Origin of the sequence: Serratia sp. X10, assembly GCF_017811775.1 — a bacterium.
Classification (GTDB): Bacteria; Pseudomonadota; Gammaproteobacteria; order Enterobacterales; family Enterobacteriaceae; genus Serratia; species Serratia ureilytica.
The window spans coordinates 345,660-369,222 of record NZ_JAEIOH010000001.1; the positions used below are offsets into that span (position 1 = coordinate 345,660).

Annotated in this window: 34 protein-coding genes; 21 read left to right on the forward strand and 13 right to left on the reverse strand. The window is 51.2% G+C overall.

What is annotated here, in order from left to right:
* Positions 1–336: 336 nt before the first annotated feature.
* Positions 337–762, forward strand: a complete 426-nt coding sequence (dksA, locus tag J9788_RS01755; RefSeq protein ID WP_033652008.1) for an RNA polymerase-binding protein DksA — start codon at positions 337–339, stop codon at positions 760–762.
* Between the two features lie 177 nt (positions 763–939).
* Positions 940–1,893, forward strand: coding sequence for a prolyl aminopeptidase (gene pip, locus J9788_RS01760; RefSeq protein WP_182264688.1), 954 nt, complete (start codon positions 940–942; stop codon positions 1,891–1,893).
* Positions 1,894–1,924: 31 nt separating this feature from the next.
* Here pip and J9788_RS01765 read toward each other — a convergent pair whose 3' ends face one another.
* Entirely contained in the window at positions 1,925–2,155 is a 231-nt protein-coding gene (locus J9788_RS01765) for a DNA polymerase III subunit theta (RefSeq protein ID WP_046899288.1), read from the reverse strand.
* Between the two features lie 340 nt (positions 2,156–2,495).
* On the opposite strand from J9788_RS01765, the gene ftnA reads away from it, so the two are divergent.
* From ftnA to J9788_RS01785, 4 genes are all read left to right on the forward strand, one after another.
* Positions 2,496–3,014 carry a non-heme ferritin gene (gene ftnA, locus J9788_RS01770; RefSeq protein WP_033642716.1) on the forward strand — a complete coding sequence of 173 codons (519 nt, stop codon included), beginning with the start codon at positions 2,496–2,498 and terminating at the stop codon, positions 3,012–3,014.
* A gap of 292 nt (positions 3,015–3,306) precedes the next feature.
* Positions 3,307–3,723 (forward strand): CopC domain-containing protein YobA, encoded by a 417-nt coding sequence (gene yobA, locus J9788_RS01775; RefSeq protein WP_046899289.1) that lies wholly within the window; start codon positions 3,307–3,309, stop codon positions 3,721–3,723.
* A 2-nt stretch (positions 3,724–3,725) separates the two neighbouring features.
* Positions 3,726–4,613, forward strand: a complete 888-nt coding sequence (copD, locus tag J9788_RS01780) for a copper homeostasis membrane protein CopD (protein ID WP_182264687.1) — start codon at positions 3,726–3,728, stop codon at positions 4,611–4,613.
* A gap of 69 nt (positions 4,614–4,682) precedes the next feature.
* Entirely contained in the window at positions 4,683–5,024 is a 342-nt protein-coding gene (locus J9788_RS01785; protein WP_016928154.1) for a YebY family protein, read from the forward strand.
* Between the two features lie 316 nt (positions 5,025–5,340).
* Here J9788_RS01785 and J9788_RS01790 read toward each other — a convergent pair whose 3' ends face one another.
* From J9788_RS01790 to J9788_RS01830, 9 genes are all read right to left on the reverse strand, one after another.
* Positions 5,341–6,423, reverse strand: coding sequence for a tyrosine-type recombinase/integrase (locus J9788_RS01790; protein ID WP_060450651.1), 1,083 nt, complete (start codon positions 6,421–6,423; stop codon positions 5,341–5,343).
* Complete coding sequence (locus J9788_RS01795) at positions 6,398–6,739, reverse strand: excisionase (protein ID WP_080437611.1); 342 nt, start codon at positions 6,737–6,739, stop codon at positions 6,398–6,400. The genes J9788_RS01790 and J9788_RS01795 overlap by 26 nt, the downstream gene beginning before the upstream one ends.
* Entirely contained in the window at positions 6,705–6,911 is a 207-nt protein-coding gene (locus J9788_RS01800) for a hypothetical protein (protein ID WP_182264686.1), read from the reverse strand. The genes J9788_RS01795 and J9788_RS01800 overlap by 35 nt, the downstream gene beginning before the upstream one ends.
* A gap of 50 nt (positions 6,912–6,961) precedes the next feature.
* Positions 6,962–7,138 (reverse strand): hypothetical protein, encoded by a 177-nt coding sequence (locus tag J9788_RS01805; protein ID WP_168166355.1) that lies wholly within the window; start codon positions 7,136–7,138, stop codon positions 6,962–6,964.
* Between the two features lie 41 nt (positions 7,139–7,179).
* On the reverse strand, positions 7,180–7,680 hold the full coding sequence (locus J9788_RS01810) for a siphovirus Gp157 family protein (RefSeq protein ID WP_077038959.1): 501 nt from the start codon (positions 7,678–7,680) through the stop codon (positions 7,180–7,182).
* Positions 7,680–9,839, reverse strand: a complete 2,160-nt coding sequence (locus J9788_RS01815; RefSeq protein WP_182264685.1) for a hypothetical protein — start codon at positions 9,837–9,839, stop codon at positions 7,680–7,682. The genes J9788_RS01810 and J9788_RS01815 overlap by 1 nt, the downstream gene beginning before the upstream one ends.
* Positions 9,840–9,890: 51 nt before the next feature.
* Complete coding sequence (locus tag J9788_RS01820) at positions 9,891–10,169, reverse strand: hypothetical protein (protein WP_089194571.1); 279 nt, start codon at positions 10,167–10,169, stop codon at positions 9,891–9,893.
* A 10-nt stretch (positions 10,170–10,179) separates the two neighbouring features.
* On the reverse strand, positions 10,180–10,497 hold the full coding sequence (locus J9788_RS01825) for a hypothetical protein (protein WP_099032783.1): 318 nt from the start codon (positions 10,495–10,497) through the stop codon (positions 10,180–10,182).
* Positions 10,498–10,984: 487 nt separating this feature from the next.
* Positions 10,985–11,386, reverse strand: a complete 402-nt coding sequence (locus J9788_RS01830; RefSeq protein WP_080335416.1) for a helix-turn-helix domain-containing protein — start codon at positions 11,384–11,386, stop codon at positions 10,985–10,987.
* 78 nt (positions 11,387–11,464) lie between these two features.
* Here J9788_RS01830 and J9788_RS01835 point away from each other — a divergent pair, with 78 nt between their 5' ends.
* From J9788_RS01835 to J9788_RS01865, 7 genes are all read left to right on the forward strand, one after another.
* A complete protein-coding gene (locus J9788_RS01835) occupies positions 11,465–11,665 on the forward strand; it encodes a Cro/CI family transcriptional regulator (RefSeq protein ID WP_072269387.1) in 201 nt (66 codons plus the stop codon).
* A gap of 61 nt (positions 11,666–11,726) precedes the next feature.
* Positions 11,727–12,179, forward strand: a complete 453-nt coding sequence (locus J9788_RS01840; protein ID WP_099032782.1) for a toxin YdaT family protein — start codon at positions 11,727–11,729, stop codon at positions 12,177–12,179.
* Positions 12,180–12,202: 23 nt separating this feature from the next.
* On the forward strand, positions 12,203–12,421 hold the full coding sequence (locus J9788_RS01845) for a hypothetical protein (RefSeq protein ID WP_047568246.1): 219 nt from the start codon (positions 12,203–12,205) through the stop codon (positions 12,419–12,421).
* A 2-nt stretch (positions 12,422–12,423) separates the two neighbouring features.
* Positions 12,424–13,143 carry a helix-turn-helix domain-containing protein gene (locus J9788_RS01850; protein ID WP_079451886.1) on the forward strand — a complete coding sequence of 240 codons (720 nt, stop codon included), beginning with the start codon at positions 12,424–12,426 and terminating at the stop codon, positions 13,141–13,143.
* Positions 13,140–14,513 (forward strand): replicative DNA helicase, encoded by a 1,374-nt coding sequence (locus tag J9788_RS01855; RefSeq protein WP_182264684.1) that lies wholly within the window; start codon positions 13,140–13,142, stop codon positions 14,511–14,513. The genes J9788_RS01850 and J9788_RS01855 overlap by 4 nt, the downstream gene beginning before the upstream one ends.
* Positions 14,514–14,557: 44 nt before the next feature.
* Positions 14,558–14,980, forward strand: a complete 423-nt coding sequence (locus J9788_RS01860; protein WP_182264683.1) for a hypothetical protein — start codon at positions 14,558–14,560, stop codon at positions 14,978–14,980.
* Between the two features lie 3 nt (positions 14,981–14,983).
* Complete coding sequence (locus tag J9788_RS01865) at positions 14,984–15,235, forward strand: hypothetical protein (RefSeq protein WP_182264682.1); 252 nt, start codon at positions 14,984–14,986, stop codon at positions 15,233–15,235.
* A 58-nt stretch (positions 15,236–15,293) separates the two neighbouring features.
* On the opposite strand, the gene J9788_RS01870 is transcribed toward J9788_RS01865, so the two are convergent.
* Entirely contained in the window at positions 15,294–16,793 is a 1,500-nt protein-coding gene (locus J9788_RS01870; protein ID WP_182264681.1) for an AAA family ATPase, read from the reverse strand.
* 860 nt (positions 16,794–17,653) lie between these two features.
* Between J9788_RS01870 and J9788_RS01875 the strand changes: the two genes are divergently transcribed.
* Genes J9788_RS01875 through J9788_RS01885 form a run of 3 tightly spaced genes read left to right on the forward strand, consistent with a single transcriptional unit; the run spans position 17,654 to position 18,884 of the window.
* A complete protein-coding gene (locus tag J9788_RS01875) occupies positions 17,654–18,247 on the forward strand; it encodes a DUF1367 family protein (RefSeq protein WP_182264680.1) in 594 nt (197 codons plus the stop codon).
* Entirely contained in the window at positions 18,244–18,528 is a 285-nt protein-coding gene (locus J9788_RS01880) for a DUF1364 domain-containing protein (protein WP_182264679.1), read from the forward strand. The genes J9788_RS01875 and J9788_RS01880 overlap by 4 nt, the downstream gene beginning before the upstream one ends.
* Positions 18,525–18,884, forward strand: a complete 360-nt coding sequence (locus J9788_RS01885; protein ID WP_182264678.1) for an antiterminator Q family protein — start codon at positions 18,525–18,527, stop codon at positions 18,882–18,884. The genes J9788_RS01880 and J9788_RS01885 overlap by 4 nt, the downstream gene beginning before the upstream one ends.
* Positions 18,885–18,921: 37 nt before the next feature.
* Here the strand turns inward: J9788_RS01885 and J9788_RS01890 are convergent, their stop codons facing one another.
* Both J9788_RS01890 and J9788_RS01895 read right to left on the reverse strand, forming a co-directional pair.
* The gene (locus J9788_RS01890) at positions 18,922–20,025 is read right to left on the reverse strand and encodes a hypothetical protein (RefSeq protein WP_182264677.1); all 1,104 of its coding nucleotides are present in this window, start codon (positions 20,023–20,025) and stop codon (positions 18,922–18,924) included.
* Positions 20,025–21,638, reverse strand: coding sequence for an AAA family ATPase (locus tag J9788_RS01895; RefSeq protein ID WP_182264676.1), 1,614 nt, complete (start codon positions 21,636–21,638; stop codon positions 20,025–20,027). The genes J9788_RS01890 and J9788_RS01895 overlap by 1 nt, the downstream gene beginning before the upstream one ends.
* 211 nt (positions 21,639–21,849) lie before the next feature.
* Between J9788_RS01895 and J9788_RS01900 the strand changes: the two genes are divergently transcribed.
* The 5 genes from J9788_RS01900 (at position 21,850) to J9788_RS01920 (ending at position 23,529) form a co-directional block, all read left to right on the forward strand.
* The gene (locus J9788_RS01900) at positions 21,850–22,077 is read left to right on the forward strand and encodes a holin (RefSeq protein ID WP_016928147.1); all 228 of its coding nucleotides are present in this window, start codon (positions 21,850–21,852) and stop codon (positions 22,075–22,077) included.
* Positions 22,078–22,081: 4 nt separating this feature from the next.
* Entirely contained in the window at positions 22,082–22,576 is a 495-nt protein-coding gene (locus tag J9788_RS01905) for a lysozyme (protein ID WP_182264675.1), read from the forward strand.
* The gene (locus J9788_RS01910) at positions 22,573–22,959 is read left to right on the forward strand and encodes a DUF2570 family protein (protein WP_182264674.1); all 387 of its coding nucleotides are present in this window, start codon (positions 22,573–22,575) and stop codon (positions 22,957–22,959) included. The genes J9788_RS01905 and J9788_RS01910 overlap by 4 nt, the downstream gene beginning before the upstream one ends.
* The gene (locus J9788_RS01915) at positions 22,943–23,116 is read left to right on the forward strand and encodes a hypothetical protein (protein WP_209333047.1); all 174 of its coding nucleotides are present in this window, start codon (positions 22,943–22,945) and stop codon (positions 23,114–23,116) included. The genes J9788_RS01910 and J9788_RS01915 overlap by 17 nt, the downstream gene beginning before the upstream one ends.
* Positions 23,117–23,199: 83 nt before the next feature.
* The gene (locus tag J9788_RS01920; RefSeq protein WP_182264673.1) at positions 23,200–23,529 is read left to right on the forward strand and encodes a TonB family protein; all 330 of its coding nucleotides are present in this window, start codon (positions 23,200–23,202) and stop codon (positions 23,527–23,529) included.
* The last annotated feature ends 34 nt before the right edge of the window (positions 23,530–23,563 follow it).

A 23,563-nucleotide genomic window follows, 5' to 3' on the forward strand; every position in this document is an offset into this window, starting at 1 on the left:
GCCTTGGCGGGTTTAATGACGGCTGGAAGGACGCTTACTCACCAGACGGATGCGCTTTTTTGGCGCGTTTCTCCGCACGTTTCTCTGCTGGGGTTTTCAACGGCTTCTTCTTCGCATTTTTTTTGCTATCCATTCCCTTACTCATGATGGCCTCTCGTTACCTATGATTGGGTGGCTTGCTCAGCCATTAACCGCCTAAAGCCGACAGGATGCAAGCGACAAAGTGCAAGTAGTATGTAACCGGCTGTTTGCACGTGAAATTTTGTTTTTGGATGACCGGGTGCTTAAAATAATTATTATGTTATAATGTTACACTTTTAAGGTTCGGAGAACGCTATGACAGTGATGACATTACCGGATGCGCAGCAACTGCTGGCCATGCCGGATTCTGATTACATGAACTCGGTTCAACGGGCTTTTTTCCGCCAGCTGCTGCAGGATGAGCGGCAAAAACTGCTGCTGCACATCGATGAGCTGAAGAAGGCGATCGACAGCGGCGAAGCGACGGGCGATGAAGCCGACAAGGCGGCGCGCGAAGAAGAGCTGCGCCTGTTGTTCCGCCAGTTGGATCGCGAAAGCCGCCTGCTGCCGAAAATCGATGCGGCGCTGGCGCGGTTGCAGAACGGCGAATACGGCTACTGCCGGGAAACCGGCGAACCTATCGGGCTGGCGCGCCTGATGTTGCGCCCGACGGCGGAACTGAGCATCGAGGCGAAAACCGCACAGGAGATGCGCGAGCCGCATATGCGTAAAGGCGTGTAGGCGTAACAAGGCGTGAACTGATCGGGCCTGTGGGTGTTTTGCAGGCGGGTCGTTGCGATTTTGAGCAAACGCGCGCCGAGTTCCCGGCGCGCGTTCGAGTTTTCAGGTTTTACCGTTGACCTGCCGGGCGGCTTCCGCTTTGATGAAAGCATGACTCACAGAGAGACGGAAAGCGCCATGGAACAATTACGAGGTTTGTACCCGCCGTTAGCGGCATACGACAGCGGTTGGCTGGACACTGGGGATGGCCACCGGATCTACTGGGAGCTGAGCGGCAACCCGAACGGGAAACCGGCGGTCTTCATTCATGGCGGGCCGGGCGGCGGCATCTCTGCGCATCATCGCCAGCTGTTCGATCCCGAGCGCTACAAGGTGTTGCTGTTCGATCAGCGCGGCTGTGGCCGCTCCCGTCCGCACGGCAGTCTGGACAACAACACCACCTGGCATTTGGTGGCCGATATCGAGCGGCTGCGCGAAATGGCCGGCGTCGAGCAGTGGCTGGTGTTCGGCGGCTCCTGGGGATCTACGCTGGCGCTCGCCTATGCACAGACCCACCCGGAGCGCGTCAGTGAAATGGTGCTGCGCGGCATCTTTACCCTGCGCAAGCAGGAGCTGCATTGGTATTACCAGGACGGCGCTTCGCGCTTCTTCCCGGACAAGTGGGAGCGCGTGCTGTCCATTCTGTCGGATGACGAGCGCAAAGACGTGATTGCCGCCTATCGGCAGCGGCTGACTTCAGCCGATCCGCAGGTGCAGCTCGAAGCGGCCAAACTGTGGAGCGTGTGGGAAGGGGAAACGGTGACGCTGTTGCCAAGCCGTGAATCCGCTTCGTTTGGCGAGGATGATTTCGCGCTGGCGTTTGCCCGGATTGAAAACCACTACTTCACGCATTTGGGGTTCCTGGAGAGCGATGACCAACTGCTGCGCAACGTGTCGCTGATCCGCCATATCCCGGCGGTGATCGTCCACGGCCGCTATGACATGGCCTGCCAGGTGCAGAACGCCTGGGATCTGGCCAAGGCTTGGCCGGAGGCGGAGCTGCATATCGTGGAAGGGGCGGGGCATTCGTTTGATGAACCGGGCATTTTGCACCAGCTGATGATCGCCACCGACCGGTTCGCCGGCAAGTGACACGAAAAACCCGCCGTAACGGCGGGTTTTGTTATTTGGTCTTCGGTTCGTAAGGCAGACGCGAAAACTTGTGGGATTCCGCGCGGTAGTGCGCCACGCGCTCGCGAAAATAGTCGCGCAGCGGCTCCGGCTGCTCGCGCTCCACCACTTCCGGGATCACCGGCATGTTGTAACGCTCTTTGTACGCCACGCCTGAGGCGGCGAGATCCACATTCACCCTGTCCATTTCTTCTTTGGACAACTCGGCCAGATTGTAACCCACCTTATGCTCCTTACTTTGCCGCATTGAATCTGCGCAGAAGGTAATCCACCCGGCGGCGCTTGGCAAGCCCGTTGCGCCGCGGCGGCGGGCGATATTTATCCAAGAGTAATGTAATCTATTTATTCTTTTAAATAAGAATGATTCGCTTTTTGATTAAAATAAAAGATCTAAATAATTCTCATGTTAATTACCAATGATTTTATGATATTTTAACTTATTGATATAATTTGTTTTTGTAATTGATTTGGTTTGAATGTAAATAAGGTGTTTTTATTTTTACGGCGACAGGGCATAATGCGCGAAAATTAAATTCATGACCTGCAAAATAAAAGGAATGATTATGCTGACGCAAGAAATGACTCAAAAGCTGAATGAGCAACTGAATCTGGAGTTCTACTCCGCCAACCTGTATCTGCAGATGAGCGCATGGTGCAGCGACAAAGGCTTTGAAGGCGCCGCCGCATTTCTTAAAGAGCACTCTCAGGAAGAGATGCAGCATATGCAACGTCTGTTCGACTACCTCAGCGACACCGGCTCTCTGCCGCTGCTGGGCACCATCGCGGCCCCGCCGGTGGCGTTTGAGTCGCTGGCGGACGTGTTCGAGCAGACCTACGAACACGAGAAGCTGATCACCCGTCAGATCAACGAGCTGGCGCACGCGGCAATGTCCTCTCACGATTACTCCACCTTCAACTTCCTGCAATGGTATGTGGCGGAGCAGCATGAAGAAGAGAAACTGTTCAAATCCGTGCTGGATAAGCTGGCGCTGGTGGGCACCAGCGGCAAAGGCCTGTTCTTCATCGATAAAGACCTGAAGAAAATGGGCGCGATGGGCCAGGGCGGCAACGGCCAGGCCTGATCCCTGACTGAGCATTGAAAAACCGCGCGCGGGCGAGCCTGACGCGCGGTTTTTTTTACCCTGCGTTTATCGCGGTTATGCGGCGATACGTGCTGCCGGATCGCAAAATGCCAGTGATGCGCTCGACTTGCTGAGGCGTGCTCGCTATGATTTACCGCGATACGCTACAGGGATGGTAGAGTCAAAACAGCGGGTTAGCCGATACAACCCGTTTTTCTGTTTACCCGTGGCGCAATCATTTGCGGTGGGTTGGGGCCGCTGATACATCGCCTTGGCTGTGGCCCTAACCCTTATGACCCTCTTTATACTGTTAAGGGATACCACTGTGATCGGTAAAATTCGTTCCTCCTGTCGCCTGCTTTCCACCGTTTTCGTTCTGTTCGTTGGCCTGTCTTCTCAGCAAGCGCTGGCGCACGCCCACCTGAAAGTGGAAACGCCGAAGGCCGACGCCAGCGTCAGCCCGGCGCCGAAGGCGCTGACCCTCAGCTTCTCCGAAGGCATCGAGCCGAACTTCAGCGGCGTGAAAATCACCGGCCCGGACAACGCCGTGGTGAAAACCGGCAAGCTGCAGCTCGATCCGAACAACAACACCCAGGTCAACGTGCCGATCGACGGCGAGCTGAGCGCGGGCAAATACAACGTCAGCTGGCATGTGGTCTCGGTCGACGGGCATAAAACCAAAGGCCAGTACAGCTTCACCGTAAACTGATCGTGAGTCTGGCGACTCTGTTCGTTCTGTGTCGCTTGGTGCACTTTGCGGCGGTGATGCTGATGTTTGGCATCAGTCTGTTCACCGCCTTATTGGCACCGCAGCGCCTTTCCCCGATCCTTTCCCGCGATGTGCGTTCGCTGCTGCTTGCCGGCACCTGGGCTGCCGGGCTTTCCGCCGTGGCGCTGCTGGCCATTCAGGCCGGGCAGATGGGCGACGGTTGGCATGACGCCTGGCGGCTGGAGGTTTGGTGGGCGGTGCTCGGCACCACCTTCGGCGAAGTGTGGCGCTGGCATCTGGGCTTGTCGCTGCTGGCGATCCTGAGCCTGCTGCTGCCTGAACGGCCGCGCGCGCAGGCGTTGGCGCTGTGCTCGGCGCTGCTGCTGGTGAGCCTGGCGTTCATCGGCCATGCGGCGATGCACGAAGGCGCGCTGGGCGCGCTGCACCGCGCCAATCATGCGGTGCACCTGCTGGCCGCCGGTTACTGGTTCGGCAGCCTGGCGCCGCTGCTGGTTTGCCTGCGCTATCTGCAGCCGCCGCAATGGCGCAGCGACGCCATCACCACGCTGATCCGTTTCTCGCGCTGGGGGCATCTGGCGGTGGCGGCGGTGATCGTAACCGGCATCGTCAACAGCCTGATCATACTCGGCGGTTGGCCGCTTAATCTCAGCTCGCCTTATCAGCGCCTGCTGCTGATCAAAACCGCGCTGGTGGCGCTGATGGTGATGGTGGCGCTGGCCAATCGCTACGCCATCGTGCCGGCGATGAGCCGCGTACCGGCGCTGGCGCTGGCGCAGCGCGGCGTGGTGCTGGCCTGCTGGCTCGAAGTCGGGCTGGGGATGGCGGTGCTGCTGCTGGTCAGTTTATTTGCAACCTATGCGCCGGTTTGACATTTCAGCTTGCCGCAGGCCGGCAAGCTGCGGGAAAATCGACGCGAATAGCAACCTTAAGGCCATCACATGAAATCGGTATTACTCGGCATTACGCTGCTGGCAACCGCGACCGGCGCGCTGGCGGCAGACAAACTGGTTAACATCACCAAACTGGAGTACGGCAAACAGTGGGCGTTCACCAAGGAAGAGGTGACGCTGCAGTGCCGCAGCGGCGGCGCGCTGTTCGTGCTGAATAACAGCACCCTGATGCAATACCCGCTCAACGACGCGGCGGAGCAGCAGGTGAAGAAGGGCCATCAGCGCGCGCAGCCGCTGGACGTGATCCTGCTGGACGATCCCGCTGAACCGGGGAAGAAAATGAGCATGGCGCCGTTTATCGAACGCGCCGAGAAGCTGTGCGCTGACTAACCGCTTGTTTGCCAACGCCTTGCCCAGCGCGCGCAGATTGATGCGCATTTGCCGCATAGTTATTTCGTCACGAAACTATCACGCGGCCGCCGGGCGGCTGGCAAAACTGGCGCGGTAGGCTACTCTTAAAGTGCACGGCTGAACAAGCCCTGCATTAAATGCCAACTTTTAGCGCACGGCTCTCTCCCAAGAGCCATTTCCCTAGACCGAATATAGGAATCGTATTCGGTCTTTTTTTGAGTTGTTGATTTTAAAGGGTTTATTTTCGCTTGTCCGAAAATGTCCGAAATATGTCCGAATTTTGATATTCGGTCTTTTACAGCATCACGTACTCTTTCCCCCTCGTTTTGAGATATTTCAGCGTCATCATTTCCGTTGTATGCCCCAGCAGCTTTTGAGCAAATGCCTTGTCGTTCTGCTTTTCGTACAGGCGGCCGGACAGGCTTCGGATCTCGTGGAACGTCGGTGGGCTTTCCTGAAACTCCAAACCCGATGCTTTCCGCGCGGCGACAAATTTTTTCGTTAACCCGTCGGGATGGATCGAACCATCTGGGCTATTTTTCCTGATGCCGGCGCTGATCATGAAGTCCGTCGTGCTGACCAATCGGCATCGGTCGATAACGGCGCCAAGCCGCAGGCCCATGCATTTCAGTTCAAGATCAAGGGGGAGGGAGAGCAAAGCCCCTGTCTTGCCTTGTTCAACCTGCAGGCGTCCGTCAACGATATGGCTAAAGCGCATTTGTGTCAGATCCTCGCGGCGCTGGCCGGAGACCAGAGCGAGATCCATCGCCAGGCAGAACCAAGGCGGCATTGTTTCCGCGGCCTCTCGAATCGGCCCGTATTGCTTCAGTTCCAGACGTTCGCGCATCACGACAGCTTTCGCCGCGCGGGTAGGGGTCACAGGGTTATTTTCTATGTGACCTTCCACGATCGCCTCGCGGAAAATATCAGACAGCACCGATCGCATGGTTGCGGCCATTGTCTTTTTGTTCTGGGCGATCCAAAACTCGAGAAATTCGGCGATGTGGCGTGTCGTGATTTTTGTCAGCACCATGTCGCCCAGGCGCTCCCGGATAATGGCAATTTGGCCGGCGCGCACTTTGTATGTGTTCTCGGCAAGTTCTCGCCGCTTGAATAGGACATCGTACCGATCGAGCCAGGCGTTTAGCGTGTATTCGTGGCTGCCCTTGATTTTCTCCAGGAGCAGAACGGGAGAGTAATTTTGTTCGATATAGTGGTTGGCTTCAATCGCCTGGGCGATAGCCTCGCGTCGCGAAATCTGACCGAGAGAGATCTCCTTTTTGGTGACTGGATTGCGCCAGTAGAACGCGTTCCGGTTTCGGCGGAATGTCAGGTTTTTAGGCAGTCTCATGTCATACTCCCCCCTTTGCCGAGTCATTAATCACTTTCTCCATAAACGCTGTTCTTGCTGGCTCGATGCTGCGAGCTTCTTTTATTTTTTTGCCTAAGCGAGGATCGCTTGGGTCTATGTATATGGCACCAGGTACAAGCCTGTATTGCTTACCGTGTTTTTCAGCCGCCGGGTAAAAATTGCCGTTTCGAGCCCAGCGCTGAAGAGTTTGCAATGACGGTTTTTTCCCAGGATAAGTGCTATTGCACCATTCCTCTAAGGTCAAAAATACGGCGTGGCTAGTGTTGTTGATTGTGTTTGGAAGATGACTATTGCAACTCCCCTGGATCAATTTGTTGGACATGGTCTTTCCTCAGTTTCAGCTTCAGTGATTGGGCGATTGCGTCGTCGGTCACACGACACGCCCGGGCGATATCGTCATCGCTCAGCGTCGCTTTTCTGACGCTGGCAGATAGCCGGCCGATCTTGATATCGAAATCAGAGAGTAGGCGGGCGCCTGGTTGCCATGGTTGCATTGCTGTTCCCCGTTGTGTGGTTTCCAACAATGCAAACATGGCGGGGGTGGTTATTTCTGATTAGGCGTAATCGGTTTTTTAAAGGCTTCTTTCTCGCGTGTCAGGCGTACAGATTGCGGGAAGTGGAAAGCCAGTTCGCCGCGGCTCTCGGCCTCAATGATTCCGGTGGTACCGTCAGGGAAGGTCACGTGCACCGCATCGCCTTTGGCCAGGTACATTCTCAGCATGTGAGATCCTCAGTATTGGCCCCGTCGCCGGGGCCGGATGATTAACGCACCTGCAGCGACGGTTCGCCGATTTCGATATGCGCGCCTTTGACTTCCACGCCGTTCTCGATTGCCTCTTTGATGGCTTTCTTGTCCGGCGCTACCACCGTTTGCACCGTCACCAGTTCATCCGGCAACAGGTCGGCATTGTCGACCACCACACCGGCGGATCCTTTGCGCGCCGTGAAGGTATTTGCGGTGGTTTTAATGGAGCCCTGGCCGCTGGCCAGCAGGCACGCCAGCACATACTTGCGGATCGACTTGGCGCGGTTCTCGAATGATTTTTTACGGTCTGTCAGGCGTTTGATTTCAGCCGCCAGCGTGTCGGCTTGCCCCTCGATATTACGAACGTGGATAAAAGCCGCGTCCAGTTTGTCGCCCAGCGCCCCCTCGATACCTTCCAGCGTGTCGGCGATCATCTCCGGCGTCAGATCGTCGGAGGTTTCGATCAGCTCCTGAAACTTGGCGTAATCAGCTGCTAATGCAATGGCGTTAATACTCATTATGCTTTCTCCTCGGTCAGCGCGGCGATACGTTCATCTTTCAGGGTTGTCAGGCGGCGCAGGCGGCCGGTCAGGTACTTGGCGTGATCGGCATCGCCTTTTTCCTCAGCGGCCTTGCGATGCGTTTCGACCTCGCGAGCGATGGAGGCGTGAACCTTACTGGCCTCGTTGACTGTTACAGCAGATGTGATGGTGTCGGCGACTTTTGCCAGCTTCTCGTCCAGTTCTTCACGCAGGCGCGTTACGTCTTCGGCCTTGTCACTGGCATTTCTGATCGCGAACTCGGTGGCGTTTTCTTCGCGATATTCCGGCAGGTCATGCCAACCCAGGAACACGTCGGCGGAGAAGCCCAGCATGGACAGCGACTTTTTGATCGCGTCGGTGAGGCTCTTTTTCATCACCTCACCGTCAGCCATAAAACCGCGTTTCGTTTTGTACATATATGGCGTGGCGCCATATGCCGTAACTCGGCCTTTGGTACCGTTCAGGACATACCAAAACTCGATCAGCAGGCTGTGGTTCTGCTCGAACAAGATAGAGCCGTCGGCATCGCGAAGAATGCGGTTACCAATAATTTTCCCGCCCTCGAATACGGCCTCGCTCATTGGTGCGCCGGCGATCATCTTCTCCTCTACAATGTCAAAGCCCCAGCCCGTACCGATAGGGCCAAAAATTTCGGTTGCGCGCATAAACATGTATTCGCTGTTGATGCTTGTACCTACATAGCCAGCCCCCTCGATCGGCTTCGTATATCGAGGATCTGTGCGCATAACGCGCTTCCAGATATCGAGATTCTGCTGGGCCTCCGCTGGCTGCTCGGCGATCACCTGCGCAACCTGCGCGGCACGCTGCTGGAAATCGTCGGCTTTCAGCTGCTGCGCCAGCGCTTCGGCGCGGTCGGCGTTTTCTTCCGCCTGCTGCAGTTGCGGGGATTTCTCCGCTGGCGCGTTGGCGTAAACGCCATAGCCCATCTGATCCAGTTGCTGCTTGGCCTGCGCAGCCGCGGCGTCGGTAACCTGCTGCTGCGCCACTTCCGTTTTTTCACCCTGATTTGAGGCGGCAGGTTGCGCCGTGTCTGGATCCGTATGCTGCTGCTCACCGCTTCCGATCAGACCTTCGATAGAGAAGCGGCCGCCGCCAAGGTTGGCCACCTCGACCGGCTTCTCGTCGCCCTTGCCATAGTTCGCCAGTTCGGCGCATGCAGGGTGACCAGCAAGACGGGATTTCACAAAGTGCAGGCGTTCTGCGTCGTCGCTGATCAGCTTGAGGTTTTTCAGGCCGTCGGAAATGATGCCGTGGCGCACGTCCGTTTCGACGTTGAGAATGCCGACGATCACACGCAGCGTTTTGTCCCACGCGCGCCAAGCGTTATCGCGGTTTGCGATAATCTCTTTGGCGTTCTTCACGTCAGCCGCTTTCGCATCCGCAGGATTAACGCCCATGATCGACAGTGCGGTGTGCATGCTCAGGGTGTTGTAGTCGGCCGCACCGCCGGTATTGTCGGTGCTGGTGCTGGTGCTGGTGCTGGTGCTGGTTTGAGTAAAGTTTTCGCGATCGCGCGGATTATCCACCCAGGCCTGAGCAAACTCGACAACATCGTCATGCGACGGCATATCATCCCCAAAGCTCTGAATGACAGCCTGCGCCAGCCGCAAAATCGCCTCTGGTGACATTGCACCGACCGCTTTTACCGACTGCAGACCAGTGATTAGGTCGCGCATGCCGGTATCGTCCGGGGTTTCTTCGTCGTTGATGAAATCCGCAGCCATCGACAGTTGATGGTTATCGATCTCGGTGTTGCAGTACATGACGACGGCGGCGATCCGAATATCCGCAGGCTGCGCCATCAGGTCGATAGGCCCGGCCGGCAATTCTGGATCTGGCTCTTTTGGCGTCCACGCGTTGCCGTCGAACACGTTATCAGCGGCAAATTTTTCATCGAACTGACCGACAGCCGGGCGAGGGTGTCCAGTTTGATCTTCGACGGTTTTCGGATTGAAGAAGTTGTCGCCGCCCTCCGGGTAGGATTCGTACAGTTTGCCGGTGGCGATGCTTTCGGCCGCGCGCTTGTTTGGAGCTTCCAACGCGATCACCAGCGGTACGGCGCCGTTAACCTGGGCCTTTTTCTTCGGCTCAAAAAGTGAAATGTAGATAGGCATTTTTGGTCTTTCCTCTGTTTAAAAACGGCGCTGGTCAGGCGCCGGGGTGGGTTAAAACTTCTCGCGCGCTACGGCTTTCACGTTGTCGCAATACCAGCTGTAAAGCTCACGTTGGCGCTGCTGCAGGGTGTCAGACGTCGCCATCATTACGGCCATTAGCAAGCGGTCGCGGGTGTCGGCGGCGTTGCCGTCGATGTAGGTGAAAACCTCGATCGCCTCGTCGGAATAGCCGTGCGTCGCCGCGGCTTCGAACTGATCGCGTTGGCTTGCTGGATCGACTCCATACCACAGCACCAGCTCTGATTTCAGGTTATCCATTTCGATATCCATGGCCACGCCCTCAGTACGGGAGTTCGTCGGCGTCGACAGGGCAGTGCTCAATGCAAAGCAGCTGCTGCACCTGATCGTCGATCTCGGCAATGCGTTTGTAAGTGGCGTCGGCCAGACGGGCTTTTTCCAGCTTCAACGCTTCAACCTGTTTCCCGATGATGTCGATCGGTTCAGGCTGGTTAACGTCGATGTGAATTGTGCGGGTTTCCAGCAGCACGTATTCCGGGTACTGAGACATGTCCATGGTGAACACAGAGATTTTCTCTTGCGTGTACTGGCTAACGTTCGCGTGGATAAACAGCGTGACGGGTATCTGTAGTGCTTTCATAGCGACTCCTGATATAATCGGAGCTGATCAGTAGCTCCATGGGTTATTGGTCTTTCCTCGATACAGGGTTGGTCCCCTGTATCATTCCCGGTTGCTTTGGTCGGCGCCGGGGTAAAAGAACCCGCTTCGGCGGGTTTTTTTACGTCTGGTGGTTGCCGGTCTTTCCCGGCTGTCAGGCTGGTCAGGCCGCTGGTCTTTCCTCTATTTGCTGGGTGAAAAAATTGCCCCGGCGCGCGGGGCGAAAGACTACACACAGCAATGTCTTTCGGGTTGTGGTGGCCGAGAACAACGCCCCGAAGTTACGACCACCACGTTTAAATTCTTTGCCGCGTATCGCCCGGCTGGCGGAACATTTCTGAACAACCGCTGCAGGGTTAGTGCGCTGTTGATGAAATTAGCTTAACTAAAGGTAAGTTAATGGTCAATAAAAATTACTTGCAAAAAGTTAAGTCTCTGCATCGAATTGAGTAATTTACTGATATTTATATTATTTTTTCTTTGAGTTTTTTCTTGCAGTCAAAAGCTCTTCAAAAAGAGCATTGAAGTCGTTGACCTTGGCCTCTAGATCAGCCAAGTGACGATCTTTCTCTGATTCAGGAAGAGAATCAAATAGTTCGATGAGCTTGGCTTGTCGTTCGTCAAGCTCTACAGGCAGCTGATCGGCAGGGAGTGGGGTTTGATCTTCATCACCGTAAAGCAACCAGGTAGGAGTACAGCGTAGAGCCTTAGACAACAGAAAAAGGTTTTTGCCTTTCGGTTCAGTGTCTCCGTTCTCCCATTTAAAAACTGTGACGTGAGAAACCTTCACAGCGTCAGCTAGCCGCTGCTGTGAAATGTCCAGTTCTGTCCTGCGCATCTTCATGCGGTCGCTTAATGAGGTCATTTTCATCCAGTTACTATAAATTAATTTGACTTAGCTTTTGTTAAGTTGTAATTTTCAAACAAATGTTAATCACAGGAGGCAAGAATGCTTACTGAAGACGCAGTTAAATTCTTCGGAAATAAAACCAAACTCGCTGAAGCCGCGGGCGTTTCGCAGGCTTCAGTATCGCGCTGGGGGAAGCAAATTCCCGAACGACGCGCTGCTCGTTTAGATCGCTTAACTGATGGTGAGCTGTCTTACGACCCCGCGGCATACCAGCACCCGAAATCAACGGATGCAGCTTAACAACCAACCCCACCGAAATCCGATTAAGCAAAATGGGTTTTCGAGCGACAGGAGACGCGAAGTGGAAAACATCGAGAAACTGAAAAACGAGATCGTGGGCTGGGCGGCGGAGCAGGGGCAGGAACACGTTGCCATCGAGATCACCCGCGCATGGTTCCAGCTCGGCGCCGACGGTGATCGGGTTCGGCTGTATCCGATTGAGGATGAAACCGGTGCCGCCGACTGGCGAGCGATCAACACCAACCGGCAGGCGATATTTCGCCATATGCGCAGCGAGTCGAAAGCCGCGCGTGAGAAGGTGCGGGAACTGGCCGACGCTATGCTTGCCGCGCTGCCGGCGGAACGGCGCGCCAGGCTGGCCGGCCCGACTCAACAGTATTTGCTTTCGGTGGCCATCCGTGAATTTGCCGCCGCGATTATCGCAATCCTGCTCGGCGCCTGTGACTCGCCGCAGCGCATTGCCGGCGCACTTGTCGCCCTGCAGGAAACCCAGCGCCTGACCAGCGCCGCGTAAAACTTTGTACCGAGGAAAGACCAATGCAAGCCAACCACATCACATACCGGAACGGCTGGCGCCTGAATGGCATGCCTGCCGACGCCGCAGAAATCAGACCGATCTTTGAAGATCGACAGGCTGCCGCGCATGCTGTCTGGGAACAATACGAGCAGGGCAAGGCCGCGCTGCGTGAAGAAAACTTATCGCCGGAGCAGTACCAGGACGCGTGCCGCCAGCTTGCAGACTCGCTGGGGATCTGATCATGAGCATGGAACTGATGGTGCGGGCCATGAAAATCAAAGTCGGCAACCCGCTGCGCAAATTGGTGCTGCTGAAATTGGCCGACAACGCCAACGATCAGGGGGAGTGCTGGCCAGCGGTTCAGTACATCGCTGAGCAGTGCGAAATCTCCAAGCGCTCTGCCCAAAATCACATTCAGCAGCTGGTCAAAGACGGTCTGGTGCGTATCGAAGAGCGCAAAGCCGAGAACGGCCTGAATCGCTCAAACATCTACCACTTAGTGCTGAATAACTATGGTGCAGATGCTGCACCCTATGGTGCAAATCCTGCACCCATGGGTGCATCTGCTGCAGGGGGGAGGGTGCAGGAGCTGCACCCAGAATCAGTCAGTTTAGAACCAGTCATTGAACCAATACCCCCTAACCCCCAGGAGGGGGACGACGCTGGCGCGCCGGATAAGTCAAAAATTAAATATCAGGACGTGGCTGACGCCTACAACGAAATCCTGGGTGATCGGCTGCCGAAGGTGCAGGAGCTCAACGACAAGCGCAAACGCCAAATCAAGCGCCTGCTGGGTGAGCTGCATGAACCGACCCTTGACGCAGTGAAAGCCTACCTCGAGACGTTTGCCGACACTGCTGGGCCGTTTTACTTCGGCGATAACAACCGCGGCTGGCGCGCTGGGTTCGATTACCTGCTCCGCTCCGAAGTGCTGGTTAAAACCCGCGAGGGTTCGCTATGACGCCACAGGAGATGGAAGCGACCGTGCTGAGCGGCCTGCTGGTTGGCGGCGCCACGCCTGACGCGCTGGACGTAATTGCGACCATGCCCGAGGACGCATTCAGCATCCGGTTTTACCGCGAGGCTTACCGGGAAATTAAAAAACAGGCGCTGACGCATGGCGTGATCGACGTGGTGCTGATCAGCGAGTCACTCGGCGGCGATAGCCTGGCGTCGCTGGTGCAAATCAGTCGCATGCCCGGCACGCTGGCCAACCTGAAAGGCTTCGCGACGCTGGCAACCAAGGGCTGGCGCAGCCGCCAAATGGCCACGTTGCTGCAGGATGGCGCCGATAGCATCCGCAACGCCAGAAACCAAGAACAGCGCGACGCAGCGATCCAGTCGTCCGTAACCAAGCTGATCGAAATGTCTGCCGATACCGGCGGCGTGGTGCCGGTTCACCTGGGTGAGCTGCTGGGCGGTTACATGGATTTGATGGATCGCCGCATGAAGGGCGACGCCGAAATGCGCAACCTGTACAGCGGTATTGCTGAGCTGGACGCGATAACAGGCGGCTGGAACCCGCAGGATCTGATCGTGGTCGCCGGCCGCCCCGGGATGGGTAAAACCGAATTCGCCCTGAAAGTGATCGAAGGGGCCACGTGCGACGGTGGCGGGGCGCTGATTTTCAGCATGGAAATGGCGGCGCTGCAGATGGTTGAGCGCTCCGTCGCCGGGGCCGGAAACCTGTCAGTGTCGAAGCTGCGCAAGCCGGAATCGCTTTGCGACGAGGATTGGGGCCGGATACACACGGCGCTTGAAGTGCTGAATAACCGCGATATCTGGATCGTTGACGCAACCGATCTGAACGTTGACCAGATCCGCGCAATCACCGAAACCCACAAACGCCGCTACCCGCATTTGGCCGTCGCCATGGTCGATTATCTCGGCCTGATCGCCAAGCCCAAAGCAGAGCGCAATGATCTGGCCATGGGCCATATTTCCCGCAGCCTGAAAACTATGGCTATGCGGAGTAAAACACCGGTGCTGGCGCTGAGCCAGTTATCGCGAAAAGTCGATGATCGCCCGGTCACTGCCCGGCGGCCGACAATGTCCGACCTCAGCGAATCCGGCAAGGTTGAGCAGGACGCCGACAGCATCGTGTTGCTGTACCGCGACGGGGTTTATAACCCGGACGGCCCGGCGGCACGCTACGCAGAAATAATCGTTGGTAAAAACCGATTCGGCCCCGGCGGTACGGTTTACCAGGAGTTTAAAAACGGCCACTTCGTCGCCTGCGATCAAGTAGTGGCACAGGAAGCAACCCGCATTCAGAAGGAGGCGCAGCAACCAAAACCGAAAGAACGACGTTACGCGACAAAGCCATTTTAACCGGCGCCTGACCAGCGCTTGAACGACCAAAACGAGGAAAGACCATGAGTACTATCAACGAAATGATCCGCGATAAGCGGTTTGTGATGGACGACGGATGCGACCACGCGCCGGCGATTCTCGACCGCATCAACCAGGCGGCCCGCGCCCGTTCCCGCGCGCCATACTGCCCACCTCCGAAACCCCAGCGCGTCGCCCGGCCGGCAGCCGAATCCGCCCCGATCGTCAAAATCGGTGACCGTATCAGCTACGGCCGCCGGGTGATGACCGGTATATACGAGCTGCAGCGCCTGGGGCGCTCTCCCGAAAGCATCAGCGCGATGCTCCGCATGCCTCTCGATCGGGTACTGCACATCCTGAAGCCTCTAACGGCCGTACGCCGCGAGATACAGAAAAGCGTGGCGAGTGGGTTACCTCCACGCGAAAAAGACGTCATGCGCCGTCTGGCGGCTGAATCGAGGGCATAAACCATGGCCGGGCAATCGGATTATCTTCCACCCGGCCTGCCATTCAATCGAGGTCAGTGGCCGCAGGAATACCGCGATTTAGAGCAGTACGACCTGCGCGCCAGCGGCCTGATCCGTGACTTGTACGCACGGAAGATCACCCGCACAAAGGTGCTGGTGGCGATTGAAGAGGCGCCGGAGAAATACCGGGAACATTTCAGAACACGCCTGAATTACTGGCGCAAAAGAAGAGTAGGGTGTGAGATAATTACGTAAACTAAACGTGTTTAATTGCGTTTAGTTTACGTTTTTTTACTGCGAGATTTTGTTAAGTTTACTCTCTAAATCGTGGCGCTATATCTTCCATCCATTCTCTTATTTGTGCTGTAAACTCAGGCCAATCATCTGCTATAGCAGCTTTGTCAATAATTTTTGTTAAACCAGGCTCCCTGCCGTATCCTAGTTGCTCTATTGCCTGATCAACAAAATCATGAGTATCTCTAGGATTAACTATACCCCTTACTGTATTTTGAATTTCAGAGGTCTCATGGTCATTTTCATTTAGAGATAATATCAATTTGCTTATTCTTTGCTCGGGTTTTTCATTTTCTTGCAGATTGTATTGACGGATTATACCCAACGCGCTTTCTCTTTTTTGTGGATTATCAACTTCAGTTCCACTTAGCTTTGATTTAATCTGCCTTTGTTTTTCTTCAATGTTTGGGTATTCATCCCCATCCAGCACTATTAATGTGTTTTCAATGTTTTTATTTTGCATAATTAAGGCCGCTGCGATAGTGAAAGAATTAGATGCGCAGCCATACAAACTAACCTTCAAATATCTTCTTATCCCAAACTCACTTGCAATTTTCTCTATGATGAATTTTGAAAGATCATCTTCGACATAAACAGATATATCTCTAGGAACTTGCCCAGTTAATCTCTGGATTGCAGCCGGCGTTGTCCTATCAAAATAAAGGGTTCTATTTTGCGACTGATATAAATGAATTATAGATAAACGATCTTTGCGATAATCTAATATAGACTCGCGGTGGCTTGTGAAAATCACCTGTATATCTTTGCTTAATGCACGTTCATAGATCACGTCTAATAATCGGTTGAGAGCATCAGTATGTAACAAAAGATCAATTTCATCAACCAAAAAGAGTGTGCCTTTAGGAGATAAATATAATTTTTCTAGCATGAAGAATACTCTTTGCTCTCCCGCACCCATTGCCAAAGAAGAATATTCAATATCTCCAGATCTAACACCTATATATTGCTTTCTTGTTTTGAGTCTCTTGGAGTAATCAGTGTACGCTTTGTTGAAAACAAAACCAGCTTTTGCGACTATCCAGTTTTTTAAATCGACATCTGTTTCTTCTCTCTCAAATAGCACAATGCTAATGCTTGATTCGTTTTCTATCCTAGGGGCGCAGGAAGATATTCCTATGTACTCAACATGTCTTTCTGGACGTCGATCATAAATTGGTGTCCATCGGTCTACCTTTGCATATTCAACATCAACCCTATTGTGAACGGCTCTTTCATTTCTATATGAAATTTTTAGCGTAAAGGCACTCCCACTCCAGTTGTAGTCTGAAGTAGATAAAAAGAAATGAGTGCTAAATTTATAGTTATCTCTGTTTAATTCAGGTTGTTCCAATGGTTTGAAAGAGCAAGCTAACGCATGAATTATAGTTGACTTCCCGCAGCCATTTGGCCCCATAATTGCAGTCATTAGTGTATTGTCAAAATTAATTTCTTCGGTGTTAGTAAGATTCTTTAATTTTTTAAAGGTTGCTGAGTGGAGTTTTTGGTTAGTAATAGGCATGTTTATAACCTTGAGTTTTTTTATATAATACCAGTAACTTACTGTGAGTGTTATATGTTTAAAAATACAGTAAAAAATTCAATTTATAATTATTTTTTGTTGAATGATATCTTCGCTTTCACATGTCCCCATTGTTTTCTTTTAATATTTAATGTTATCATCGCTCAGTTAACCCATCGGAGTTCTGGAGGTTTTTTTGACCCAGTTTTTGAACTCCCCCTTATGCTTCCGAGGAGCACAACATCTAGGTGCCTGAGCCAGGGGTAAACTGAAAAAGAGTGGATAGCGAGAAGAGGGTTGCCTGGTACGGTTAGGCCGTATTGGGGCTGTTATCTTGGGTTTGTGACCTGAGAGACTCTCGCCATGCCTGTTGTGGGGTATGGTCAATGCGTGAAAAGCCAAGAGGCTCAGGTAACATCTGAATTGGCACACGGGTGCTGAAGAAGGGTAATCCGCATCAAGCTTGGTCTGCCTCTCACCTATAACGTAACCGCCGTAAGGCGGTTTTTTGTTTAATGCTTGGCACAAAAACAAATACTGTTTATTTGTACAGTTATTTGATGCAATATCACTGCAATACACAATAAGAGATAGTTAATTGATTGATATTAAAGATTTTCATTATCTATTGCCAAGCACCGGTAGGATAGTTATCACCTGTGATAACGGTACTATAATCGGAACTCGTATCGTCAAGAAAGACGAGTATATAGCCTCAATTAACGCGTTGATTGATTTGGCAAAGTCCGCAGGTTATTCAGTTGTAAGACCTGATAAGAACGCGCTATAATTAATAGGCTGGACTGAACACCCAGCCCATTCATATTCTGAGCAACTGCTGCGCTACTGGAGAACATTCTATGGCGCAGTATTCGTATATCAAAGCAGCAGGTGATTTGCTGGTACCCGCAACCAGGGATGCCAAGGATTTTCTGCGATCCAAAAAAGTCGGTTCTGTTTTATACGCCGATTTCAAACAGGCCAGAAACCCGGCATTTCATCGCAAGTTGTTCTCGTTGCTGAATCTCGGCTTCGACTATTGGCAGCCGACCGGTGGCGCCATATCCCCCGCAGACAAAGCGCTTGTGAATGGGTATGTAAAATTCCTCGCATATTACGCCGGCGGTGAAGATGTGTTGCAGGCCGCCGCCGATGAATATCTTGCGGATATAGCAGAAAAGCGAGCCGGGAATATCAGCGTCGCAAAATCATTCGAAGCTTTCCGAGCATGGGTAACTATTCAGGCGGGCTTCTACACCAAATTCATCATGCCTGACGGAACCACTCGTAATGAGCCAAAGTCGATCTCGTTCGCAAAAATGGACGACATCGAATTCGGCGAATTCTATAAAGCCGTCCTTGATGTGCTCTGGAACTACATCCTGTTTCGCACTTTCCCCGATCAACAGTCTGCAGAAAACGCTGCCGCCCAGCTGAGGGGGTACACGTCATGAGCAAATTAACCAAAGAGGCTCGCGGCCGAGAGTGTCAGGTGCGGATCCCTGGCGTATGCAATTTCAACCCAGAAACCACTGTGTTGGCGCATTACCGGTTGGCCGGAACCTGCGGCACGGCAATAAAGCCAGATGACACGCAGGCTGCCTGGGCATGCAGTGCATGCCACGATGAAGTAGACCGTCGCACGCGCTTTATCGACGCGAACGACGCCCGACTGATGCACGCCGAAGGCGTCATGCGCACGCAAGAAATTTTGAGAAAGGAAGGAAAGCTATGAAATTGGACATGTACGAAGTGCTGTCCCGTTGGGGAGTGTGGGCACGAGAAAGTAGTGGCATTGATTATTCGCCAATCGCTGCAGGCTTCAAGGGGCTATTGCCTCACCCGTCCAATGGTAAGCTGTCCTGCTGCGATGATGATGGGTTGGTGATAGACGGATGTGTGGCAAGGCTGAAGCAGTACAAGCCGGACGAGTACGACCTGGTGATTGCGCACCATGTTTACGGAATTTCTTTGCGTAAGATTGCCAAAAGGCGTAAGTGCTCGGATGGAACCATTCGAAAGGAAATGAAAATTGCAGAGGGATTTGTAGAAGGAGTTATGCAAGTACTTGGCATCTCTCTGCAATGTTAAATTCAAAACCTCATAGCTTTTGGTAGTGAGGTTATGATCAGGAAGACCGAACTCGTTTACTTGGGGAACATCCCCAGCTAAATAAGTTAACGCCGATAGTAGCCCACTCCTTTTTTATTTGCTCGCTAAGTTGAAGGTCAAGATTATGAAAAGAAGTTTTTTCAATTACAGATAATACCGAACCTAAAAAACCATTGCTGAAACCATTTATAGCATAACAAGGTTTTTTACATGTGCATTCTAGTTTTGTTAGGCACTTTTTTCGCTTTAAACCAGGTGAGTTTTTGATGCAGTCAGTCCAGAATTTATGTTGATACTTTTCGTCAAGATTTACTGCATCATTGATTTTTAATCCATCTTTATGGTCAAAGTATTTCTTTGTCAAAGGATTGTATTTGACTATTGAGTTTAAAGCTTCAAAAGAATCATTGTATTTACTATCAAGTTCTTTCCTTTCTAGTGCTATCTTAATTGTATCCATGGGAATAAGTGACTCAATTTCATGAGACTCTAAAATTATATGTTTTGCAAAGGCTGGGGGGGTGATTCCAATGAATTTTTTCGATGTTCCTCCGTAACCTGCATTGGGGTGTTTTTTATCGCTATCTAGTATGCATAAGCAGAATAAACCTTTGGATGTGATTTCGTCAAAGTTTAGTTTTGTATTGGCACCACCACCATTAATTACATCCAAGGAGATGTTCATGTATTCTAATCCTTGCATTTTTTTGAAATAACTTGCGATTATAGAATATAATTTATTGTCACGAATATCTTCACAAAGTAGTCTTGTGCATTGAGTAGATGAACTATCGTGAAAGAAATGACATCCAACTGTGAAAAAGTTATCGCCTTCCCTTTTTTGAGGTTGTGAGTTAGGCAGAAAAAGATCCACTTTGCAATAATAGTTCACTATATTAAGAAGGCTTTTATTTTCTCTTAACTTACCTAACGCTGAATATGCGGAATTTCTTATGGCAGTGCCAAACCTAACGTCGTTAGATAATTCCTTGAGGAAGTCGGGAGGGGCAATTAATATGTGTTTTCCTTCTTTAAATGAATTAAATAGGTTTAAAATCGCTGAGTGAACTGGTTCATTATGAAGATCAATTCGCTCGGTGTTTATAATTTCTATTATCATTATTGATTACCAGAGAAGAAACCAACAGGCCAGTTTACAAAATAACCGTCATCATCAAAAAATGTCTGTGTGGCTGAAGTGCCACTTTCCTTTGTTTTGTCAAAGATTATGACTGAAACATCTTCTTTATCAATGATTTTGTTTTCTATTGACTCGCCTAAAGCATCAATCATTGATTGACTATGTGTTTCAAAAATTATCTTTATATTTTTGCTATTCTCTTTTGCGGAAAATATTACCTTGGCAAAAAGTTTTGCTACATTAGCTTGATATGCTGGATGAAGATGGAGCTCTGGTTGCTCTATAACAAATATGACCTCTTCGTCGTTACTTTCAATATTTTGCATCTCGAGCCAAATTGACATGATGATAGGAAGGACCTGGGAATATCCGAATCCCATATCACTAATGTTATGCTCATCACTATCATTAACTGTTTTTATTTTTATAGCATAATGTGAACCTACCACACTTACTGAAACTACAAATCCAAAGTTATCAAGAGTCCATGATTGGAAATTTTGCTTTTCATGTTCTGGAAATGAGTTTAATATCATGGCTAAGTTAGAACCAGTATGGTCCATCTCTTCAACTTGGAAGTCTTGAAATCTATAATATCTTTCAGTATTTGCTCGAATTGGTGCCAAGTATTTTATAGATGAGAATGATGATTTTAGGTTTTCGTTTAGCATAGATGCAGTCGAATTGTAATTTTTCAAAAGTATGTATGCATGCAAAGTATCTATTATTTCTTGTTTGAGATCTGGGTTGTTGAGGTTGCTAATGAATCTATTATGTTTACTAAACACAGCTCTCAACCCGTGTTCTAGTCTATCTTTTGAATGAGAACCAATGAATGACAACTCTTTTGCGATGTTATCTTTGCTGGCATTGTGATGAAAGTATTCTTTAACTGCCTCTGCTGCCAGTTGACTAATATTTAACTTGTGCTGTCTTTCGGCAAATCTTTGACGGCGTCTAAAACCAAAATCAGCATATGAGATAAATGAATCTACATCACTCCACTCAATATCCTTTTGTTGTCTCTTGTTGTCTACATTTGCAGGCCAAAAAAGTGAGGGAAAAAATTTATCATCTACGATAGCGTCTAGCATATGCTCTGTCTCTAAATAGATGCTATCATTTTCGCTTATTATAGTGGCGCTACTATCAGAGAAATTAGGTATGACGGTGACTTTTGTATTATCAATAGTATAACTAATTGACTCGGTTATTGTCTTTTGATTGATTTCGGTGATTGCAAGGTTCAAGTTAAAGTTTAAAGATGGAAATTTTTTTCCAATACCTTCTTTAAATCTTCTCATCCTTGGTGCAGTGTCACACGTAAGACCAAAACTTAATTCTATTTGCTCATTGTCTTGGCTGGATTTTGAAATGGCTTGATTGAAGTCACCATAATCGACGAACCTTCCATACCATAGTATGGGGCCAGTTGTTGTTGTTTCAAATGATTGGCGTAAAAGAGGAAACAATCGAATTAAAGAACTTTTCCCACTGCTATTTCTACCTATTAATACGGTTATGGGTTTGAGCTCTATCGACGTATGCTCTGAAAAGCTCCTAAGGTTTTTAACACCGATACTAGTTAACATACCTAACCTTCTAATATATACAAATGAAACTATTAATGATGTTTGCTTGATTCTTTTATTTTAACGGAGTTCTAACGCGTACGCAAAATCTATTGTATCGTGATAAGAAGTAGTTTTGCTGGACGTCACTAAATTAAGCAGAAACCTCGCTTCAGCGGGGTTTTTTGTTTCTACCACCCGATGTTCGGGCTAGCCCCGGCAGGGGGAGGTTATGAGAATGGACAAATATAGCTCTCAGCTTTCGTACTGGGTTGCATCACTTCTGGCCGCTGCTGGCGCCATGACATTGCAAGATTGGGCCGTATTAGTGGGGATCCTCGTTGCCGTTTTTACCGCGGGAGTGAACTGGTACTACAAACGCAAATTGGTCAATAAGCTCACTGCTGTCGGTTATGACAAAGAGCGCGCGAAAGCAGCCTATAAAGCGATGAGCGAGTGATGCCATGAACCCACAATTGAGAAATAAAATCATTGTTGCCATAACCGGTGGCGGCGGGGCGATTGCGATCGCCACTGCAATGCTCGGCGGCCACGATGGGTTAGAGGGGCGGCGGTATGTGGCCTATCGCGACGTTGTCGGCGTTCTGACGGTCTGCGATGGACATACCGGCACCGATATTATCCTCGGCAAGCGATACAGCGACGCAGAATGCGATGCGCTGTTGAAATCTGACCTGCAGAAAGTCGCACGGATTGTCGATCCCGAGATCAAGGTGAAAACCACGGAAACCCAGCGCGCCGCTATTTACTCGTTTTCGTACAACGTCGGCCCGTATGCGTTTATCGGTTCCACGATGCTGAAAAAATTGAATGCCGGCGACCCGGCTGGCGCGTGCGGTGAACTGAAGTGTTGGAAGTATGCCGGCGGCAAAGAGTGGAAAGGGCTGATCACCCGGCGTGAGGTCGAAAACACCGTCTGCACCTGGGGCCAATCATGAACGGCTGGATGAGCAAGATCGCCGGCGGCAGCCTGGTGCTTCTGTTGCTGGTGGCTATCTTTCTTGGCGGTTACAGCTCGCTGTTGTCGCACCGGTTGGAGCTGGCACGTCAGCAGGTTGCAGAGCAGAAAAAGACGCTGGCGCAGCAGACAGGACTGATCACCACACTGCGCGCGGATGACGCCCGTAATCGCGCAATGATGGCCGAACAGCAACGGAGAGAGCAGCAGCTGCGCCAGCAGGGCGAAAACTACCAGAGGAAATATCAGGATGCCATTAAAAATGACGTGTGCGCCCGCCGCACTGCTCCTGGTGCTGTTCTTGGCCTCCTGCGCGGAACGGACACCGCCGCCGCCGGCGCCGCTCGTGCTGTTTCCCCCTGAATCGGTGTTCACCCCCTGCGAGGTGCCAACATTGCAGGGTGACACATGGGGCGACATTGGCAGCCATGCGCTGGCGCTGCAAACGGCTTTATTAATCTGCACCGGCCAGGTGGATACGCTCAACGCCTGGCGGCGAGCTACCACTAGATTAAAGTGATTGAATAACAATTGCGTGGTTATTGAAAATCATTATCATTTGTGAGGGGCGACTACTATACATTTTGTCAAAAGGATTTTGTCATGCTCAAGTTTTTATTAACCATACTAACGGTCTTCTCCCTCAACGCTTGTGTAGCTGAAGAGCCTAAACCGAAGCCTGTATCCAGAGTTAATCCTGTATACCCAATTTATGCTTATGACAATAAGATAGAGGGATATGCAAAAGTAAAATATGACGTTGATAAAGATGGAAAAATTAGTGAGATAAGAATCATAGAGTCAAGCCCTCGGGGTTTGTTCGATAATGCGCTTGTTATGGCAATGTCAAAGTGGCGGTTCGAAAAAAATAAACCATATAAGAACCTGGAGATTACCGTTCGTTTTAAAATGAGCAGCCCAATCTCCCAATGAGTGAGCCCGCTTCGGCGGGTTTTTTTATTGCCCA

What these genes read in the sequence shown, in the direction of transcription:
- J9788_RS01905 (WP_182264675.1), top strand. Translation starts at nt 22,082, where the DNA reads ATGAACCCACAATTGAGAAATAAAATCATTGTTGCCATAACCGGTGGC.
- J9788_RS01785 (WP_016928154.1), top strand. Translation starts at nt 4,683, where the DNA reads ATGAAATCGGTATTACTCGGCATTACGCTGCTGGCAACCGCGACCGGC.
- J9788_RS01875 (WP_182264680.1), top strand. Translation starts at nt 17,654, where the DNA reads ATGGCGCAGTATTCGTATATCAAAGCAGCAGGTGATTTGCTGGTACCC.
- J9788_RS01860 (WP_182264683.1), top strand. Translation starts at nt 14,558, where the DNA reads ATGAGTACTATCAACGAAATGATCCGCGATAAGCGGTTTGTGATGGAC.
- J9788_RS01835 (WP_072269387.1), top strand. Translation starts at nt 11,465, where the DNA reads ATGCTTACTGAAGACGCAGTTAAATTCTTCGGAAATAAAACCAAACTC.
- J9788_RS01790 (WP_060450651.1), bottom strand. Translation starts at nt 6,423, where the DNA reads ATGACTCGGCAAAGGGGGGAGTATGACATGAGACTGCCTAAAAACCTG.
- J9788_RS01920 (WP_182264673.1), top strand. Translation starts at nt 23,200, where the DNA reads ATGCTCAAGTTTTTATTAACCATACTAACGGTCTTCTCCCTCAACGCT.
- J9788_RS01885 (WP_182264678.1), top strand. Translation starts at nt 18,525, where the DNA reads ATGAAATTGGACATGTACGAAGTGCTGTCCCGTTGGGGAGTGTGGGCA.
- pip (WP_182264688.1), top strand. Translation starts at nt 940, where the DNA reads ATGGAACAATTACGAGGTTTGTACCCGCCGTTAGCGGCATACGACAGC.
- J9788_RS01855 (WP_182264684.1), top strand. Translation starts at nt 13,140, where the DNA reads ATGACGCCACAGGAGATGGAAGCGACCGTGCTGAGCGGCCTGCTGGTT.
- J9788_RS01810 (WP_077038959.1), bottom strand. Translation starts at nt 7,680, where the DNA reads ATGAGTATTAACGCCATTGCATTAGCAGCTGATTACGCCAAGTTTCAG.
- J9788_RS01830 (WP_080335416.1), bottom strand. Translation starts at nt 11,386, where the DNA reads ATGAAAATGACCTCATTAAGCGACCGCATGAAGATGCGCAGGACAGAA.
- ftnA (WP_033642716.1), top strand. Translation starts at nt 2,496, where the DNA reads ATGCTGACGCAAGAAATGACTCAAAAGCTGAATGAGCAACTGAATCTG.
- J9788_RS01800 (WP_182264686.1), bottom strand. Translation starts at nt 6,911, where the DNA reads ATGCAACCATGGCAACCAGGCGCCCGCCTACTCTCTGATTTCGATATC.
- J9788_RS01880 (WP_182264679.1), top strand. Translation starts at nt 18,244, where the DNA reads ATGAGCAAATTAACCAAAGAGGCTCGCGGCCGAGAGTGTCAGGTGCGG.
- J9788_RS01815 (WP_182264685.1), bottom strand. Translation starts at nt 9,839, where the DNA reads ATGCCTATCTACATTTCACTTTTTGAGCCGAAGAAAAAGGCCCAGGTT.
- J9788_RS01890 (WP_182264677.1), bottom strand. Translation starts at nt 20,025, where the DNA reads ATGATAATAGAAATTATAAACACCGAGCGAATTGATCTTCATAATGAA.
- J9788_RS01825 (WP_099032783.1), bottom strand. Translation starts at nt 10,497, where the DNA reads ATGAAAGCACTACAGATACCCGTCACGCTGTTTATCCACGCGAACGTT.
- J9788_RS01870 (WP_182264681.1), bottom strand. Translation starts at nt 16,793, where the DNA reads ATGCCTATTACTAACCAAAAACTCCACTCAGCAACCTTTAAAAAATTA.
- yobA (WP_046899289.1), top strand. Translation starts at nt 3,307, where the DNA reads ATGACCCTCTTTATACTGTTAAGGGATACCACTGTGATCGGTAAAATT.
- J9788_RS01820 (WP_089194571.1), bottom strand. Translation starts at nt 10,169, where the DNA reads ATGGATATCGAAATGGATAACCTGAAATCAGAGCTGGTGCTGTGGTAT.
- J9788_RS01850 (WP_079451886.1), top strand. Translation starts at nt 12,424, where the DNA reads ATGAGCATGGAACTGATGGTGCGGGCCATGAAAATCAAAGTCGGCAAC.
- J9788_RS01895 (WP_182264676.1), bottom strand. Translation starts at nt 21,638, where the DNA reads ATGTTAACTAGTATCGGTGTTAAAAACCTTAGGAGCTTTTCAGAGCAT.
- dksA (WP_033652008.1), top strand. Translation starts at nt 337, where the DNA reads ATGACAGTGATGACATTACCGGATGCGCAGCAACTGCTGGCCATGCCG.
- J9788_RS01805 (WP_168166355.1), bottom strand. Translation starts at nt 7,138, where the DNA reads ATGCTGAGAATGTACCTGGCCAAAGGCGATGCGGTGCACGTGACCTTC.
- J9788_RS01845 (WP_047568246.1), top strand. Translation starts at nt 12,203, where the DNA reads ATGCAAGCCAACCACATCACATACCGGAACGGCTGGCGCCTGAATGGC.
- J9788_RS01865 (WP_182264682.1), top strand. Translation starts at nt 14,984, where the DNA reads ATGGCCGGGCAATCGGATTATCTTCCACCCGGCCTGCCATTCAATCGA.
- J9788_RS01910 (WP_182264674.1), top strand. Translation starts at nt 22,573, where the DNA reads ATGAACGGCTGGATGAGCAAGATCGCCGGCGGCAGCCTGGTGCTTCTG.
- J9788_RS01900 (WP_016928147.1), top strand. Translation starts at nt 21,850, where the DNA reads ATGAGAATGGACAAATATAGCTCTCAGCTTTCGTACTGGGTTGCATCA.
- J9788_RS01795 (WP_080437611.1), bottom strand. Translation starts at nt 6,739, where the DNA reads ATGTCCAACAAATTGATCCAGGGGAGTTGCAATAGTCATCTTCCAAAC.